Genomic DNA, 17,470 nt, shown 5'->3' with positions numbered 1-17,470 from the left:
ATTTCCTTACTGTCGCTTGTCTGGGATCAAGGAACATGGCAGGAAAAAGTAAGGAAACATCATGGAAAACAACACAAAATTCTCAGACCTGGGGATTTCAAAAGAAATCTTACAGGCAGTGGAAGAGATGGGCTATACCCAACCTTCCCCCATTCAAGAACAAGCTATCCCCTACATCCTAGAAGGTCATGACGTAATTGGTCAGGCTCAAACAGGTACTGGTAAGACTGCAGCATTTGCCATTCCAATTATTGATTTGGTGGATGCAGACTTTCACAAACCTCAAGCTATCATCCTTTGCCCTACTCGGGAACTTGCAGTGCAAGTAGAAGGAGAATTTCAAAAATTAGCAAAGCATCACCGAAAAATCAGTTCTGTAGCTATTTACGGAGGAGAATCAATCGACAAGCAGATTCGAATCTTGAGAAAAGGCGTACAGATCGTAGTCGGTACTCCAGGGCGAGTTCAGGATCATATTGATCGAGGAACTTTAAAATTGGATGACGCAGGAATCATCGTTTTGGATGAAGCGGATGAAATGCTAGATATGGGCTTCCGAGATGATATCGAGGCTATTTTGCAGGAAATGCCTGAAGAAAGACAAACCGTCTTTTTCTCAGCTACGATGGCAAAGCCTATTATGGACTTGACGCGCAAGTACCAAAATGAGCCTCATATAATTAAAATCGCCAAAAAAGAATTAACAGTAGATCGTATCGAGCAAATCTATTACGAGGTAAAACCAACCTTGAAAATGGAACTGATGGTGCGGTTGATGACTGTAAATAACTACAACCTCTCTGTGGTATTCTGTAATACAAAACGAATGACCGACGAGGTTACTGAATCTTTGGGTTCAAGAGGAATCTTAGCGGAAGCGCTACATGGGGACCTTTCCCAAGCTCAACGCGATAAGGTTATGGGCAAATTCCGAAAAGGACTTTGCACGGTATTGGTCGCTACTGATGTGGCAGCTAGAGGTATTGACGTAGACAATGTAGAGGCAGTATTCAATTTTGATTTGCCTTTAGATGAAGAATATTACGTTCACCGAATCGGAAGAACCGGTCGTGCTGGAAAATCCGGAGTTGCTATCAACTTCGTGACGGGTCGTCGGGACATGCAGAAAATCAAGGATTTAGAGCGATTCACCAAAGCAAGTATCACTCGCATGGATCCTCCTTCTGTTACCGAACTGATCGACATGAAAAAGCGACAGTTGGTGAAGGATGTACACAGAACTCTTGCTAAAGACGAGGATAATCAAATTTTCGAAGAAACACTCGGTCAATTATTGACAGAAGGTTTGACTCCTGAGCAGGTAGCACTTGGTTTGATCAAAATGACCATGGGTGAAGCTGTTCAAGAGCTTAGAGATCAGGATTTCTCCTTGCCATCTTATCAAGACCGAAGAAGAGAGCGCGGAGAGCGGTCTGAAAGAGGCGGTCGATTTGAGCGAGGCAGCAGAGACGGAGGCAGAAGAGGCGAAAGAGGTGAAAGAGGTGAAAGACGAGAAGGCGGAAGAGAGCGCAGAGGTGGAGCAAGAACTACTGAAGCAAACATGACCCGGTTATTTTTGAACTTGGGTAAGAAAGACCGAATCCGTCCAAACGATATCGTAGGTGCCATTGCCGGTGAAGCTGGAATTCCTGGAAAAAGCATTGGAGGAATCGATATCTACGAAAACTTCTCCTTTGTGGATGTGCCTAAAAAAGATGCGGATCATGTAATCCGTACCATGAAGCACAACACCATCAAGGGTAAGACCGTTAATATGGAAATTTCAAAAGGTTGATTATAGGTTAAGGTTAATTTGGTTTAAGCACATTTCTTTCGGGAAATGTGCTTTTTTTGTGTAAAAAAGGTCCTATGCCGCTCTTTTTTCAGGAAAACAGTAAAGCCCCCACTATCACACTAAGCTCGGATGAATCCAAGCATTTGATCCGGGTATTACGTCAAAAAACCGGAGACGAAGTTCAAGTGACTGATGGAGAAGGAAATCTATTTCATTGTAAAATATCTAATCCTGACCCCAAAAAGACAGAACTAGCTGTAATTTCAACTGAGGTAATTGAGCCGGATAATTTTGAAATTCACCTAGCCATCTCCCCTACCAAAAGCCCGGACCGAATGGAATGGATGGTAGAAAAGATAACAGAGATTGGTTTTTCTAAGCTTTATCTAATGAAAAGTCAGCATTCTGAGCGATCATTTTTGAAAACCGAAAGATTAGAGAAAAAGGTTATCTCAGCTTGTAAGCAGAGCAAACAATACCGAAAACCTAGCATAGAAAGTGACTGGAATTTTCAGGATTTGATAAAATCGAGTGATTTTGAAGGCTTTCAAAAATTCATCGCTTATGTGGATGAAAATCATCAAAACCATCTTTTTGATGTGGCTCTTCCGGGGAATAAATATTTGATCTTAATTGGCCCTGAAGGGGATTTCGATCCAAGTGAAATTGAGGATGCTTTTGAGCAGGGATTTGCTCCAGTTTCGTTGGGAAAAAGTAGACTTCGAACAGAAACCGCCGGCCTAGCTGCAGTTCAAATGCTTCAGGTAGTCAATCGATAAGCGATTACTTTTTAGAATTCACTTGAAGTTTAATTGATTAAAAAGAGAAATTCTTAATTTAGAGTATTGCAATAAACCTAGCTTCAAAAAGGTTAATATTTTAGGTTCAATTTTTAAAGAATAAGCCCGTGCCTTACAAAGAACGTGTCATCGAAAAAAAGTATCATTCCATTGGTGAGGTGGCATCCATGTTTAAAGTTGCGCCATCACTAATCCGTTATTGGGAAGGTGAATTTGACATCATCCGTCCTAAAAAGGATAAAAAAGGAAACCGTCGCTACACCAAGGATGACATTCAAAAAATCCGATACGTATATCACTTGGTCAAGGAAAAAGGATACACTTTAGATGGGGCAAGAGAGGTAATCGCTCAGGGCAAGGATAAGGGTTTGGATAAAGTGGAGGCAGTTCAAAAACTTCAAGAGATCAAAGACTTTTTAATCAATTTGCGAAACGAAATCAATGGCAAAACCGGATCATGAACATATCCGATATTTTCTAGCCCTTTCCTTAGCTCCAAAAGTAGGCCCTGGTGTATTTAAAGCCATATCTGCATACGCTGGCTCTCCAAAAAACTTCTTCGAAATCCCAAAAGGAAAGGCTTCTAAAATCCCTAAAGTAGGGCCTAAACTTCTTGCCATTCGGGAATCCAAAGACCAGTTGCTTCGCAAAAGCGACTCCCTTCTAGAATTGGCAGAAAAGAAAAATTTTCAAATCCGAACCTACCTCGATCCTCATTTCCCTCAACGCTTAAAATCCATTGAAGATGGGCCTATCGTGCTTTTTTCAAAGGGGGTCGATGATTTGAATTTCGAAAAATCCATTGGTATTGTCGGTACCCGAAGTGCCACAGAATATGGGAAATCTGTTACCAGGAAAATTGTAGAGGATTTAGCGATTTATAAACCTATAATCATCTCTGGATTAGCCTATGGGATTGATATTGAGGCACATCGTGCTGCTTTGCAAGCTGGTCTTCCTACCATGGCGGTGATGGGCTCTCCTATTGACCAAATCTACCCTGCTGTCCATCGAAAAACAGCAGAGCAACTTCAGGAAAATGGAGCCTTGCTAAGTGAATATGCACCGGGAAGTAAAATGATGCCTGGAAATTTCCCAGCTAGAAACAGAATTATTGCCGGATTATCTGACGCTTTGATTGTGGTCGAAGCTGCAGCGAAAGGGGGAGCTTTGATCACTGCTGAAATTGCCTATAGTTATGATAAGGAAATTTTCGCCGTTCCGGGAAATCTTCAATCCACTTATTCAGAAGGTTGCAATCATCTGATTAAGAAAATGAAGGCTTCTATCTACACAGGACCGGATGATATAGGCGAAGCGCTTTTTTGGAGCAAACCGGGAGAAAAAGCTACTCCAAAACCCAAACTCGATTTTTCCAATCGAGAGAAAGAAGAACAAGCAATTTTGAGTCATTTACAGGAAAAAGGAGAATCTGAAATCGATTTGATTTCTTATGCCACAGAAATCCCTTTGGGTATTTTGTCATCCAAGTTACTATCTCTGGAATTTGAAGGAATTGTGAAGTCTTTACCCGGAAAGAAATTCAAATTGCTGGTCTGATTATTTAGACTTCAACCTTCTGATCAATTTCGGATAATACCAAAGGTAAAATCCACTTAGCGCTAAAAATATCAAACCAATAGATGTAAGGGTTGAGTAAAAAAGCTTTGCGCCCTCGTCACCAGTTGTATAATAATCCACGATACTTCCATCATGGAGCTTTTCAATCCAATCTGAATGGCGGGTAGAAATTGACAAAACTTCTCCAGAATATCCATCTATCTGCACTTCAGAAAAATGACTTTTAAAAGTCACCTTAGCAATGCCTTTGTCCGGACGAATGTCAATTCGATCGACTTCTGTCTCTCGTCCCAATTTTCGCATTTCCTCCTCCCCGATGAGTACCATTTCAGAGGGTAAAATCCAAGTTCCGTTTTCTATTTGAGTCTTTTGGGTTGGAGGAAGTAGTTCAACTTTCTTTTTCCAAGCAAGCAAAATAGAAGTGATTCCAATCAACAGAAAAAAGACAATCAAAGGAATCCCCATCCATTTATGAAGGGTTCTAAATAGACGGACAGCTTTAACCTTTTGCTGGATTTGTGAACTACTCATGAAAAATCAAAAAAAGACGGAATTTGAAAGTTTCATCGCCTCCCGAAGTTCGGATTTATCCAAATTCAACTCAAAGCCTTCTTTCTCCAAAGTTTCAATCATCTTTTCTGTGGCCATATTTCCTACCAACTCATCTTTTGCCATCGGGCAACCACCGAATCCTTGAAGCGCACCATCAAATCGTCTACAACCACCTTTCAATCCTGCGATGACTTTCTCTTCGATCTGATCTTTTCGGCTATGCAAATGAGCCCCAAAAGTAATATGTGGAAAAGCCTCAACTTGAACTTTAAATAATTCAGTAATTAATGAAGGCTCAGCAACACCAATGGTATCGCTTAAAGAAATGATTTTGATTTCCAATTCATCCAATTTCTGAACAAATTCTGCCACTAATTCCGGTGAATAAGGGTCTCCATAAGGATTTCCAAATCCCATACTAAGGTAAACCACCTGTTCCTTTCCCTTAACCTCACAAAGATTTTGGATAGTTTCTACGGTTTCCAAAGCCTGCTCAATACTGGCATTTGTATTTCGCCGCTGGAAAGTTTCTGAAATAGATAGCGGAAAACCTAAATAATCAATCTCTTCAAATTGGAGAGCATCTTCTGCTCCCCTAACATTTGCTACGATTGCCAAAAGCTTTGATTTGGATTTATGCAAGTCCAGCATTTCGAGCACCTCTGCCGTATCTCGCATTTGTGGAATTGCTTTGGGACTCACAAAACTCCCAAAATCAATAGTATGAAATCCAACCTCTAATAATTGATTGATATATGCTGCTTTGATAGCAGTATCAATAAAATCTGGTAAGCCCTGCATCGCATCCCGAGGACACTCAATCAATTGAATCATATTCGAAGATAGGGAGAATCAGGAAAAGGAAAATGAAGATTTGGAGGAGTGGTTTATAAATTCATATTTAAAAAAATTAAATGATTTCGAATAAAATACTTTAGCAAACAACGAATCAATTCCCCCTTTGTAAAGAGGGAATCAATTCGAAATAAATTCTATTGTTATCCTTTCCTTTAAATAAATAACCAGTCCTTATCAACTTAACTTAAACCGAATGGGAAGTTTAACTGTCGTCGGTACAGGAACTCCATTTTCCTTTTTGGGAGTCCATTTATGAGGATATATCTCTACTACCCTCACAGCCTCCACCCACAAAGCTTTATGGATGAACTCAGGGTTTCCTACCCGAATTTCTCCTATCTCACCTTTTTCATTCAAATCAAATTCAAGGAGAACTGTCCCTTCGGCTTTAGCAGCCCTAGCTTCTGGTGGATAGCGTAAATTCCGAAGCAAATGATTATTCCATCCATTTTTCCCTCCTTTTGGAGCTGGATCTTCAATGATTGGTTTTGGAATAATATCGCCCGATTCAGAATAGTATACTTCCGAAATCAATTCCCCATCGTTAACGGTAACTTCACTCCTTAAAGCACCACTAGGATAAAAAGTCTTCTCCTCGCTTGCTGAATTTATATTATCAAAACGCTTTGTGGATTCTGTCTCACCATTGGGGAAATATTCTAGTGTTCTCCCACTTTTAATATTCCCATTCTCATCCAAAAGAGCAGTAGTGTGGCGAACTTTAATGGTATCCTTCGTAAAAATTTGAGTATGCCGGACTCCATTTTCCTCCAAAACAATTTTGAAATATTCGTATCCATACTTCGAAATATCCACAACAGGCATTTCCATAAAGTTCAAATACTCTAAGGTTTGGGCAGAGGCTATTGAACTTTGAATCAAAAAGAGAAAGAAAAAAAGGTATTTACGCATAAAATTCATTTTTACTAAAAAAGTAAAAACAAACTAAATTTAAAATATTTTTAATAAATAAGTTTAAAAAACCGCTTTCGCAATTTTATAAGTAGCATCGGCTTTACTCATGGTATAAAAATGGAGACTTGGAACTCCCGCAGCAATCAATTCCTTTGACTGCTCAATCGCCCATTCAATCCCTACCTCTTTAACCTCTGCATTGGTCTTACACTTTTCTAATTCATCCATCAATGCATCCGGAAGATCCAAATAGAAAGTCCGAGGAAGCATGGTGATTTGATTAACAGTGGTAATAGGCTTGATTCCTGGAATAATCGGCACCTCAATTCCTATTTCTCGTACCTTTTTGACAAAATCAAAGAACTTCTGATTGTCGAAAAACATCTGCGTAACAATGTACTCAGCACCTCTATCCACTTTTTCTTTGAGGTATTTCAAATCAAATTTCATAGAAGGAGCCTCAAAATGCTTTTCGGGATAACCTGCTACACCTACGCAAAAATCAGTATGAAAATTAGTCTCCGTTTCCTCATGGAGATATTTCCCTTGATTCATTCGAACGATTTGCTCCACCAATTCACTGGCATAGTGGTGCCCATCTCTTTCAGGAACAAACTTCCCTTCTGTCTTAGGGGCATCTCCGCGTAAAGCCAAAACATTGTCAACCCCAATGAAATTCAAATCGATCAAGGCATTCTCTGTTTCCTCCTTGGTAAACCCTCCACACAACAAATGGGGCACAGCATCCACATGAAACCGGTTCATGATAGCGGCACAAATCCCAACCGTCCCAGGTCGCTTTTTGGTGCTAATCTTTTCCAAAAGACCATTTGGATGTTTCTTGTAAATGTATTCTTCCCGATGATAGGTAACATCCACAAAGGGAGGCTTAAACTCCATCAAAGGCTCAATTCCCTCCAACAAATCCTTCAAGCTCTGACCTTTCAAAGGAGGTAAAATCTCAAAAGAAAAAAGCGTAGACTTCGCGTTTTTTAAGTGTTCAGTTATTTTCATGTACTTATGCTTCTACAATAGGTTTAGGTTGGTAGGCTAAATTTGGGGAAAGCAATCGCTCGGCTTGAGCCAAAGAAATTCCCTTTCTTTTCGCATAGGATGCTACTTGGTCCTCAGCGATTTTCCCTAAGCCAAAATACTTGGCATCTTGATGAGCAAAATAAAAGCCAGAAACAGAGCTTGTCGGAATCATGGCGTAGCTCGAAGTCAATGTAATTCCAACTGTATTTTCCATATCCAAAATTTTGGAAATGGTTTCTTTCTCAGAATGCTCAGGACATGCCGGATATCCCGGAGCTGGACGAATACCTTGATAAGCTTCACGAATCAATTCTTCATTTTCCAATCGCTCTTCGGAAGCATAGCCCCAATAATCCTTTCGCACCAATTCATGCACATATTCCGCAGCTGCTTCTGCCAATCGATCAGCCAAAGCTTTGAATAAAATGTCGTGATAATCATCTCCAGCAGCTTGGAATTCAGCTAATTTCCTTTCCATTCCCAAACCTGCCGTTACTGCAAAACATCCCAAATAATCGGTTTTCTCAGGATGAAGATAATCCACTAAGGATCGATTAGGTACCCCTCTTCCTTTTTTGCCTTGCTGTCTCAAGAAATGAAAATCAGCCACCTTCTCTCCTGCCGAATCCAATACTGACACATCTTCCCCTTTTCTTTCAACAGGAAGTAGGGAAAACACTGCTTTTGCCTGAAGCCACTTTTCTTCGATAATTTGATCCAACATGGATTGGGCATCGGCAAAGAGTTTTTTCGCTTCTTCTCCCACTACCGGATCTTCGAGGATTTTGGGGAAACGACCACTCAACATCCAAGTACTAAAAAATGGGGTCCAATCAATGTATTCTCGAAGAACTTTCAAGTCTAATTCTTCCAACACAGTTCTTCCCAGAACTTTTGGTTGAACAGGTTCAAATTGGGACCAATCTATGTCAACCGGATTAGAAATAGCCTCTTCAAAACTCACCAATTGCTTAACGGATTGCTTCGCTTCATGCTCAATCCGAAGTTGGCGGTAAGTTTCCTTGATTTGTTTATGGTAAGCATCTCGAGTTTCCTCCGAAATAGCCTCTCCGGCAATTGGAACGGATTTACTGGCATCCGTTACATGAACAACCGTTCCTGAGTAAACCGGATCAATTTTCACCGCGGTATGAATTCGGGAGGTGGTAGCACCACCAATTAGCAATGGAATTTTCAACCCTTGTCGCTCCATTTCGGAGGCCACATTCACCATTTCATCCAAAGAAGGTGTAATTAAGCCACTCAAACCAATGATATCAACCTTATTTTTAACTGCTTCATCGATGATTTTTTGAGCATCCACCATCACTCCTAAATCGATGATTTGGTAACTATTGCAGGCTAAAACTACTCCAACAATATTTTTTCCGATATCATGCACATCTCCCTTTACAGTCGCCAAAAGTATCTTTTTCAAAGAGGAGGATTCCTGTCCCTCTTCCGGCAATGGCATGAATGGCTCCAAATAAGCAACCGCCTTTTTCATTACTCGAGCTGACTTGACGACTTGAGGAAGGAACATTTTCCCTTCTCCAAACAAATCCCCCACTACATTCATCCCATCCATCAAAGGACCTTCGATCACCTTCAAAGGATCATTTAATTCCAGCCTCGCTGCTTCGGTATCTTCGATAATGAAATCCAAAATACCCTTTACCAAAGCATGCTCAATCCGTTTAGCAACAGGCTCATTTCTCCAAGCTTCACTGACTGCCTCCTTTTTACCGGAAGATTTTACCGTCTCTGCAAAATCCAATAAGCGCTCAGTAGCATCCGACCTTCGGTCAAAAAGTACGTCCTCTACTCGCTCTAGCAAATCTTTCGGGATATCATCATAAACCTCCAACATGGTTGGATTGACAATTCCCATATCCATTCCATGATGAATAGCATGGTACAAAAATGCCGCATGCATGGCTTCCCTTACGGGATTATTTCCTCGAAATGAAAAGGACACATTGGAAACCCCTCCACTTACTTTAGCACCCGGAAGGTTTTCTTTGATCCATTTAGTAGCCAAAAAGAAGTCCAAAGCATTTCGTCTATGCTCTTCCATCCCAGTCGCCACCGGAAAGATATTGGGATCAAAAATGATATCCTGTGGATTGAATTTGACCTGTTCGACTAGAGTTTTATAGCTTCTGGAGCAAATCTCGATTCTTCTATCCAAGGTATCAGCCTGACCTTTTTCATCAAAAGCCATGACCACTACCGCAGCTCCAAACTTTTTGATAGTCTTTGCTTGCTGAATAAATTCTTCCTCTCCATTCTTGAGGGAAATGGAATTCACAATTCCTTTTCCTTGAATACATTTCAGACCAGCTAGAATAATATTCCATTTGGAACTGTCAATCATGATCGGGATTCGGCTGATCTCAGGCTCAGAAGCAATCAAATTGAGAAAGCGAACCATGGCCGCTTCCCCATCCAGCATTCCTTCATCCATGCAGACATCCAAAACCTGAGCTCCCCCTCTTACCTGATCCAAGGCTACTTCTAGTGCCTCGTCAAATTGTTCGTTGAGGATCAACCGGGCAAATTTCTTTGAGCCGGTTACATTCGTACGCTCCCCGATATTGACAAAATTGATATTCGGAGTAAAAACCAAAGGCTCTAGGCCTGATAATTTCAAATAATTAGACTTAGACATTTTCCTCCCCTTCTATAAGTTCTTCTTCTACTTTTCTGGGTGAATACCTGGCAGCGGCTTTTGCCAAAGCCCGAATATGATCTGGAGTAGTTCCACAGCAGCCTCCCAAAATATTCAACATGCCTTCTTGAAGAAAATGCTCCATTTCTCCAGCCATTTCACCGGCACCCTGATCATAGGCTCCAAACTCATTAGGCAAACCAGCATTAGGATAAGCCGAAACATAATAAGGTGCCTTATCAGCTAAAACTTTCAAATAAGGACGCAATTCTTTTGCTCCCAATGCACAATTCAGACCCACAGAAAATAAAGGAACATGAGAAACAGAAATCAAAAATGCCTCGGTGGTTTGACCGGAAAGTGTGCGCCCGGAAGCATCTGTGATGGTTCCCGAAATCATAATGGGAATTCCCCCTTCATGCGGATCCAAAGGAATATTTCTTTCTTCGAAAACATCCTGAATGGCATATAATGCAGCTTTGGCATTCAAAGTATCAAAAATGGTCTCTACCAATAAAATATCTACTCCACCATCCAAAAGTCCTCGAACTTGCTCCGCATAGGCTTCTGCCAATTGATCAAAGGTGATTGCCCGATATCCGGGATCATTGACATCCGGAGAAATAGATGCTGTCCGGTTGGTTGGTCCCATGGCTCCAGCCACAAAACGAGGTTTGGAAGGATCTTTTGCTGTGAATTCATCGGCTACATCCCGAGCGATTTTTGCCGAGGCCAAATTCAAATCATACGCCAAATATGACAAACCATAATCCTCCTGAGCGATAGAAGTCCCCGAAAAGGTATTGGTCTCAATGATATCCGCTCCGGCCTCCAAATATTCGCGATGAATAGCCTTAATAATATCCGGCCTACTCAAGGAAAGTAAATCGTTATTTCCTTTTAAGGCTTTAGGATGATTTTTAAGCTCAGGAGTTCGAAAATCTTCTTCAGTCAACTGATACCGCTGAATCATGGTGCCCATAGCACCATCAAGTACCAGAATTCTGTTTTTTATTGTTTTTAGGAGTAATTCCGTTCTGTTTTGCATCATTTTCATTCATCATTCAAAAAACTTATCGAGCAAAACACGGAGAAAAGTACAGGGTAATCTTTTCCGCTCATCTTTTTCCGGCGATTCCGGAATGGGAATTAGCACCTTGTTCGCAGGTTGCTAAGACGTCGTAGGGCCCTTCCCTCGGTCTTTCTCGATAAGCCTTCCAAAGGTAATAGCAAAAGCGCAATAAAACTACAGACTCAGGATTAAATAGCAGGCAAAAAGGAATTGAAACTTTCTTTTCCAATTAAGGACGCACTCCTACCCCAAACATCAAATACGGAGCGGTCATGTATTGTGCCATATCCAATTCACCCAATCGGTAATTGGCGAGGGCAAGTTCATAGCCTAAGGAAACATTAAACACCAAATCAAAAAACTTCCGTTTTGTCACCGGATACGCATACTCTAAAAACACTTCAGGCTTGGCCATCAACCCACTATTTTTCAAATAGCCATCGAATTGACGCTGTTCGAAAAGTTCAGGAAAGTTTGGTTTATCCACCTGAGAAAGCGTGTAGCGAATATTTCCAAAACCAATACCTCCTAAGGCTCCCAAGGCCATATTTTTATACTGCAAAAATTTCATTCCTCCATTCGCATAGACACGAAGACTATTCAATGTTTGGGATTTAACTGCATTGGCAGACCCATCCATAGCCAAATTGTAAACTTCCACACCATAGAGAACTCCCTCCGTTTCCCCGGTAATTTTCAAGCCCAAATTCGAAGGTCTTCCTTTCAAAGGATCATACCCTGCTTCTACCAATTGCTCATTCAAGCGGTCTGGTTTGGTAAAATGAAAACCTGAAACCAATTGCAAAGCAATCGAGGCATCCTTGTAAAAGAAATTCCGATCAGGAATACTAATACCTGTTCCCACTCGAATAAAAGCACCGCTTTGGGTATTTTGAAATGACATGTCTGCCAAATTCCATTTTCCCTCAAACGGGCTAAATGCATAGCCTAGCTTGGCGATAACTTCTAGTGATTCCTTCCTTCCAGGAATCGGAAAATCATAACTGAGTTGAAATCCGATCTCTGTCAAAAAATCACCATACTTTATACTTCCCCGATGAATATTGTTTTCTCTCAAAATAAACCCTTGCTCAGGATTAGACAGAAAGTCTTCAAGGTTTGAGGTGGATTGCATGGGAAGCATTTGGAAATTCAAAAATCCCATCCCCAATGACATGTAATGAATCAACTGGAAATTGGACTCCTCGGTGAAGGAATAGCCCACATTTAATAGAACTCGTGAAGTTCTGTAACTCATCCTATAGCCATCAAACTCACTCCTTCCTCCTTGGTTGTGAAACAATTCCAATCCTAAAACAAAATCATTGATTCGGTTTTGGTAGCCAAGACCTAAGGTTCGGTAGCGATTTCTTAGCGGAGAAAGCCCTCGATCATTCAGCATTTCATTGAACTGATTCAATTTGGCACCGCTCGTTCCTACCAAAGCATAAAAAGTACTTCTTTTAGTAATCAAACCTTGTGCATGGCTAATTACCGGAAGGAATACCAATGAAAATAAAAGGAAAACCCTAAAAAAATAGGACATTATAATTGGCTTTGACTAGTACAAATTTACCAAGCCTTAATGGCAAAATTTGTGCTAATCCGATAAAAAGCTTCTCGATCGCAAGTATTTGGATAGTTTCTCATATAAAACTTCCGGTGAAAAAGGCTTTGGAATATAATCATCAATTCCTGCCTCAAGCATCTCATTTTTAACCTCTTCCAAAGAAGAAGCCGTCAATGCCAAAATTGGAATATTGGCCTTTTTTGCATTAGAATGACTGCGGATTTTTTTTGCTACCTCAAAGCCATCCAAGTTTGGCATCTGCAGATCCAAAAGCAAAATATCAAACATATCCTGCTCAAACTTATCCAAAGCACTTCTTCCATCCTCGGCCAACTCCAAATACCCCACATTCCATTTTTGAAGGAATTTTTTGATCAAAACCTGATTAACAGCATTGTCTTCGGCTACCAAAACGGCATATCCTTCCAAGGACCTTGAAGCTACATGAGTAGTTTCTTGGGCCACTTCCAGCTGCTTTTGATATACTTCGAATGGAACTTCAAATTCAAAGATACTTCCACCAGAAGGGTTAGGATAATAGTGAATTTCTCCTCCAAACAATTCTACCAAACGCTTCACAATAGCTAAGCCCAAGCCTGTTCCCCCATATTTTCGTGTGGTATCCGATGAAGCCTGGGTAAATGCATCAAAGATTCGTTCAGCTTTATCTTTTGGAATCCCGATTCCGGTATCTTCAAATCGAAACTGAATCCGGGTCCTACCTTCTGAATCTATCCCATTCTCCTGAAGCCCTATTTTTACAAAACCTTTTTCAGTAAACTTGATGGCATTACTTACCAGATTGTTGATCACCTGTCCCATACGGACAGAATCAGCCAAAACCCACTGAGGAATGGATTCATCAATTTCACAGGAAATCTTCAATCCTTTTTCATGCGACTGGAAACTGTGGGAATGAACGATGCGATGAAGCAAATGACGCAAATCCAATGGTAAATGCTCCAATTCGATTTTTCCTGAATCAATCTTATTGTAATCCAGAATATCGTTGATCAAGGCCATCAGATTTTCGGCTGAAAACTGCAAGGTTTTCAGGTTTTCCAACTGATCAGGCCGAGGGTCATCCTCCATCAGGAAGTGAGAAAGACCAATCACCGCATTCATCGGCGTTCGAATTTCATGACTCATGACAGACAAAAACTGAGACTTGATACGGGAGGCTTCTTCCGCATTCTCTTTAGCCTTTACCAATTCCTTCTGTGCCTGCTTCAATTTGGAAATATCCCGAGCAATCCCAGTGTACAAGCGACGCTTTCCATCCTTATCCCAAATGATTTTACCATTGGAATTGAAAACCCGGATTTCTCCATTTTTGTGAGGAAGCCTGAATTCCAAATATTGATTCTCGGATAGGAAATCCTGACTTTCGTTCAACATATTTTGGAATACATCCAAATCATCCGGATATAGGAAATCAAAGAAACTTCTTCCCAAGACTTCCTCTACTTCATACCCTAGGAATTGCTTGACATTCGGAGAGATATATTCAAAAACATAAGTATCCGTCAAGGAGAAGATAATCTCTGTAGATTCCTCTACCAGCGTTCTATACTTTTCCTCGGACTCCTCCAGTTGCTTCTTGGCAAGATATTCCTCCGTCACATCGCGGATGATGCTCAGTGCATATTCCACCTGTCCATTTTCGAGAATTGGACGGATAACACGATGGTATTTTCGATCTTTAAACTCAAACTCAGATTCTACAACTTCTTGATCTTGATAGACCCGATCTAAAATTTCACTGACCTCCTCCCTATCAGTCAAAGAAATATCTTTCAAATATTTTCCTTCAAAATCCTCTCTTGACAAGCCCCAATGCTCAAAATTGGTACCTTCTGCCAAAATGTATTGGCGATTCTTATCCAAAAGGAAAATATTGGTGCCAGGAATTTGAGAGGCTAGCATTCGGTATTGCTTCTCTTTTTCCTCCTTAAACTGCTCGAAATTTTTCCTTTCGGTAATGTCTTGAAAAATCCCCTGATGGAAAGTGATATGACCTTCGAAATCCTTTACATCGGAAGTTTTATCTTCTACCCAGACATAATCCCCAGAGGCTGTTTTAATTCGATATTCCCCTGAAAATGACAAAATCCCGGAGTCGGTCTTTCGGGAATCCCGAAGACCAATAATACTTTCTCGATCAGCAGGGTGAACCAATTCTAAGAATGAAACCCTTTTCCCCATCAAATCGGCTGATTGATAACCAAACTGACTGATGTTCTCTGAGATAAACTCTATTCGATAATTATCATTAGGATCAACTTGGAAAAGTACCGCCGGACTATTCTCAGCAATCATCCTAGCCCTTGCTGCTAGTTTTTCACTCTCTTTTTTATCCGTCAAACTTCGAAGAATGATGGAGAACCCAATTCTTTTTTGATTCTCTGAGAAAATAGACTTAATGGAAATTTCAAATGGGGAATTCCGAGTATGCTTCGTTTCTACGCTCAACTCTCCTTTCCAGACATTTCCATCCCGAACTTTCTTCATCAGGCGAGAAATCCCTTTTTCACCGTTCTCCAACTGGCAATTGAGCAAATCATCCACATTTCCCCGAAAAGTAGCTGCAGTTTCGGGACAGCAGAGTTGAATGGCAGCTTCATTGAGATAAATGACCTGCATATCCAAATCTGTCACTACAATGGGATCACTTACCTGAGCCAAAATCTGAGACTGCAATCGCAAATGCTCTTCAGCTGCTCGCTTGTGGGTCACATCGGTACAAAAACCTGTCACCTCCATCCCTTGATTCAGGAAGTTTTCCCGGGTTTCGATTTCATAAAAAATATAGGCCGTCCCACCTGTAGGATGCTGAATGGTAAATTCCCCAGACTCCTGACTTTTCTCGGCAATACTCTTTTTTAGTTTTTTGACAAATTCAGAGCGAGTATCCTTATCAATTTTGTAAATCAAAGCGGTAAACTCGCAGGTAAGGGGCTCTACACCAAGTCCAAATAATTCGGCCAAGCCTCCTGAGATATAAAAAAGGTCTTTTTGAGTGCTGTAGCGCCAAGAACCTGATTTAGAAAGCCGCTCGGTGGTTGCTAATAAACTCTCATTTCGCTGAATCCGTCGAGTAAGCAAACTGCCAGCATAGGCGCCAGCCAAAATATCTCCCAATTGCCGGAAAATCTGCAATTGCTTTTCGTTATGCTCGAGCTTTTTCTTATCTATTTCATAGCTCAACACACCCCGCAACTTATTGATAGAAATCATGGGAATAAGAAGTAAGACACGTCCATCTTCTTTTCCCTCAGGACAATCCACTAATTTGATCATCCCCTTTTCCAAACGATTTTTCCTAGCCTGAATCTCTTTCTGGATTTCCACAAATTTCTGTTGGGAATCTACCCGACTAGTCCAGGTATTTAAAAGTTCCAATTCATCTGTTTCCCGATTTAGGATCCAGATATAACCCAATTCGGCATGAAGAAACTGCCCGAATTTTTCCAACAAAAACTGAAATTCGACTTCTGGCTGAGTAAGGGTGGCATTGATCAGATGGGCTGAAACCTGGTTGATCAGGTTTTCGATTTCATATCTCTTTTGTAGGTCGCGATCCATCTGGATAAAATCCGTGATATCCCGACTGGAGAATAAAACCCCATTAATCTCTGGATGATGAAGTAGATTTTTGGCAAAGCTTTCCAAGTAAATTCGTTCACCACTTTGACGATTGATCCAAAAATCCACCGCTACTTCCCGATCAGATTCAAGAACCTCCTCGAAACTTCCCTTAACTAACTGAAGAATCCCAGCCTGAATAAAATCATTGAAATTACGGCCAACAATGGCCTCTACAGGGAATCCCAATTTCTCTCCGACCGAATCAGAAATGAATTTATAATTTCCCTTTTCATCCAAAATGGCGATCAGGTCATGGCTATTATTGAGAATACTCTGCATGTAGCTGAGCTCCTCGACTGCCTGAATATTCTTGTCAATCAGAAAATTTTCCTCGGTATTTTCCCCCATGTATCGAATAGGATTAGCCTTGACGATCAAAAAGCGGGAATTATAAGTAGAAGGAAGGTTCGTAAAAGACCATTCAAACCTTCGCATGGTTCCATCCTTGTATTCCAGAGACTTGAAATACCGGGAATTAGGAACCTCTCCATCTTCAAAGAATTTTTGAATTTGATCAATCAATTCCGGTTTGGAAAACCAGGCCTCCCATTCCAGAGGAAGGTCAACAAAGTGATCCCGAGAGTAATCATTCCAAAAAATAATCTCCTCCTCATCCATCAAGAACAAGGGTTCTTTGATCTCATTTAGGAAATCAGAAATATCAAATTGTTTAAAATTACTCATGAAAAAGTAATAGATACGGGTGTTGGTGGCCCTAATATCATAAAAAGATCAATTAAAAAACAAGTTTAGAGGGTATTAATCATGGTTTTGAATTTGGAAGTTGGGAAAAGGTCGGAAGGGAATTATTGATGAAATACAGTTGAAATACATAGAAATAATCCTTGCTGGGCAAGGGGAAATAGTGGAAGGAGATGAATTGTAAAAGGTAAACAGTGAATTGTAAGCAGTTCAAAACCGATTACCCTTTACCTCTTACTTCTTACAGAACCAAAACTATTCGCTTGCTGAA

At 40.7% G+C, this 17,470-nt stretch carries 12 protein-coding genes and 1 riboswitch; of the genes, 4 read left to right on the top strand and 8 right to left on the bottom strand.

What is annotated here, in order from left to right; all coding sequences use genetic code 11:
* The first annotated feature begins 61 nt into the window (after nucleotides 1-61).
* From E4S40_RS02450 to dprA, 4 genes are all read left to right on the top strand, one after another.
* Nucleotides 62-1,795: a DEAD/DEAH box helicase gene (locus tag E4S40_RS02450; protein ID WP_135070348.1), complete on the top strand. Its 1,734-nt coding sequence runs from the start codon at nucleotides 62-64 to the stop codon at nucleotides 1,793-1,795.
* 74 nt (nucleotides 1,796-1,869) lie between these two features.
* Nucleotides 1,870-2,574 (top strand): RsmE family RNA methyltransferase, encoded by a 705-nt coding sequence (locus E4S40_RS02445; RefSeq protein WP_135070345.1) that lies wholly within the window; start codon nucleotides 1,870-1,872, stop codon nucleotides 2,572-2,574.
* A gap of 128 nt (nucleotides 2,575-2,702) precedes the next feature.
* Nucleotides 2,703-3,056, top strand: a complete 354-nt coding sequence (locus E4S40_RS02440; RefSeq protein ID WP_135070342.1) for a MerR family transcriptional regulator — start codon at nucleotides 2,703-2,705, stop codon at nucleotides 3,054-3,056.
* Nucleotides 3,037-4,155: a DNA-processing protein DprA gene (gene dprA / locus E4S40_RS02435; RefSeq protein WP_135070339.1), complete on the top strand. Its 1,119-nt coding sequence runs from the start codon at nucleotides 3,037-3,039 to the stop codon at nucleotides 4,153-4,155. The genes E4S40_RS02440 and dprA overlap by 20 nt, the downstream gene beginning before the upstream one ends.
* Here the strand turns inward: dprA and E4S40_RS02430 are convergent, their stop codons facing one another.
* The 8 genes from E4S40_RS02430 to E4S40_RS02395 all read right to left on the bottom strand — a co-directional run bounded on the left by E4S40_RS02430 (nucleotide 4,156) and on the right by E4S40_RS02395 (nucleotide 17,181).
* Nucleotides 4,156-4,707 carry a PepSY-associated TM helix domain-containing protein gene (locus E4S40_RS02430; RefSeq protein ID WP_135070336.1) on the bottom strand — a complete coding sequence of 184 codons (552 nt, stop codon included), beginning with the start codon at nucleotides 4,705-4,707 and terminating at the stop codon, nucleotides 4,156-4,158. It lies immediately after the preceding gene.
* 6 nt (nucleotides 4,708-4,713) lie between these two features.
* On the bottom strand, nucleotides 4,714-5,562 hold the full coding sequence (locus E4S40_RS02425) for a hydroxymethylglutaryl-CoA lyase (RefSeq protein WP_135070333.1): 849 nt from the start codon (nucleotides 5,560-5,562) through the stop codon (nucleotides 4,714-4,716).
* A 198-nt stretch (nucleotides 5,563-5,760) separates the two neighbouring features.
* Nucleotides 5,761-6,498 carry an energy transducer TonB gene (locus E4S40_RS02420; protein WP_161971761.1) on the bottom strand — a complete coding sequence of 246 codons (738 nt, stop codon included), beginning with the start codon at nucleotides 6,496-6,498 and terminating at the stop codon, nucleotides 5,761-5,763.
* 63 nt (nucleotides 6,499-6,561) lie between these two features.
* Nucleotides 6,562-7,515: a methylenetetrahydrofolate reductase [NAD(P)H] gene (metF, locus tag E4S40_RS02415; RefSeq protein ID WP_135070327.1), complete on the bottom strand. Its 954-nt coding sequence runs from the start codon at nucleotides 7,513-7,515 to the stop codon at nucleotides 6,562-6,564.
* 4 nt (nucleotides 7,516-7,519) lie between these two features.
* Nucleotides 7,520-10,207 carry a methionine synthase gene (metH, locus tag E4S40_RS02410; RefSeq protein ID WP_135070324.1) on the bottom strand — a complete coding sequence of 896 codons (2,688 nt, stop codon included), beginning with the start codon at nucleotides 10,205-10,207 and terminating at the stop codon, nucleotides 7,520-7,522.
* On the bottom strand, nucleotides 10,200-11,255 hold the full coding sequence (locus E4S40_RS02405; RefSeq protein WP_135071520.1) for a homocysteine S-methyltransferase family protein: 1,056 nt from the start codon (nucleotides 11,253-11,255) through the stop codon (nucleotides 10,200-10,202). Before E4S40_RS02405 ends, metH begins: the two co-directional genes overlap by 8 nt.
* A gap of 67 nt (nucleotides 11,256-11,322) precedes the next feature.
* Nucleotides 11,323-11,422: riboswitch (SAM riboswitch) on the bottom strand.
* Nucleotides 11,423-11,508: 86 nt separating this feature from the next.
* Nucleotides 11,509-12,825, bottom strand: coding sequence for a hypothetical protein (locus E4S40_RS02400; RefSeq protein WP_202615320.1), 1,317 nt, complete (start codon nucleotides 12,823-12,825; stop codon nucleotides 11,509-11,511).
* A 54-nt stretch (nucleotides 12,826-12,879) separates the two neighbouring features.
* The gene (locus tag E4S40_RS02395) at nucleotides 12,880-17,181 is read right to left on the bottom strand and encodes a PAS domain S-box protein (RefSeq protein ID WP_135070321.1); all 4,302 of its coding nucleotides are present in this window, start codon (nucleotides 17,179-17,181) and stop codon (nucleotides 12,880-12,882) included.
* Nucleotides 17,182-17,470 lie beyond the last annotated feature (289 nt).

Source organism: Algoriphagus kandeliae (assembly GCF_004571135.1).
Classification (GTDB): Bacteria; Bacteroidota; Bacteroidia; order Cytophagales; family Cyclobacteriaceae; genus Algoriphagus; species Algoriphagus kandeliae.
Note: the sequence above shows the minus strand (reverse complement) of the source record. Positions and strands in the feature narration are given on the sequence as shown.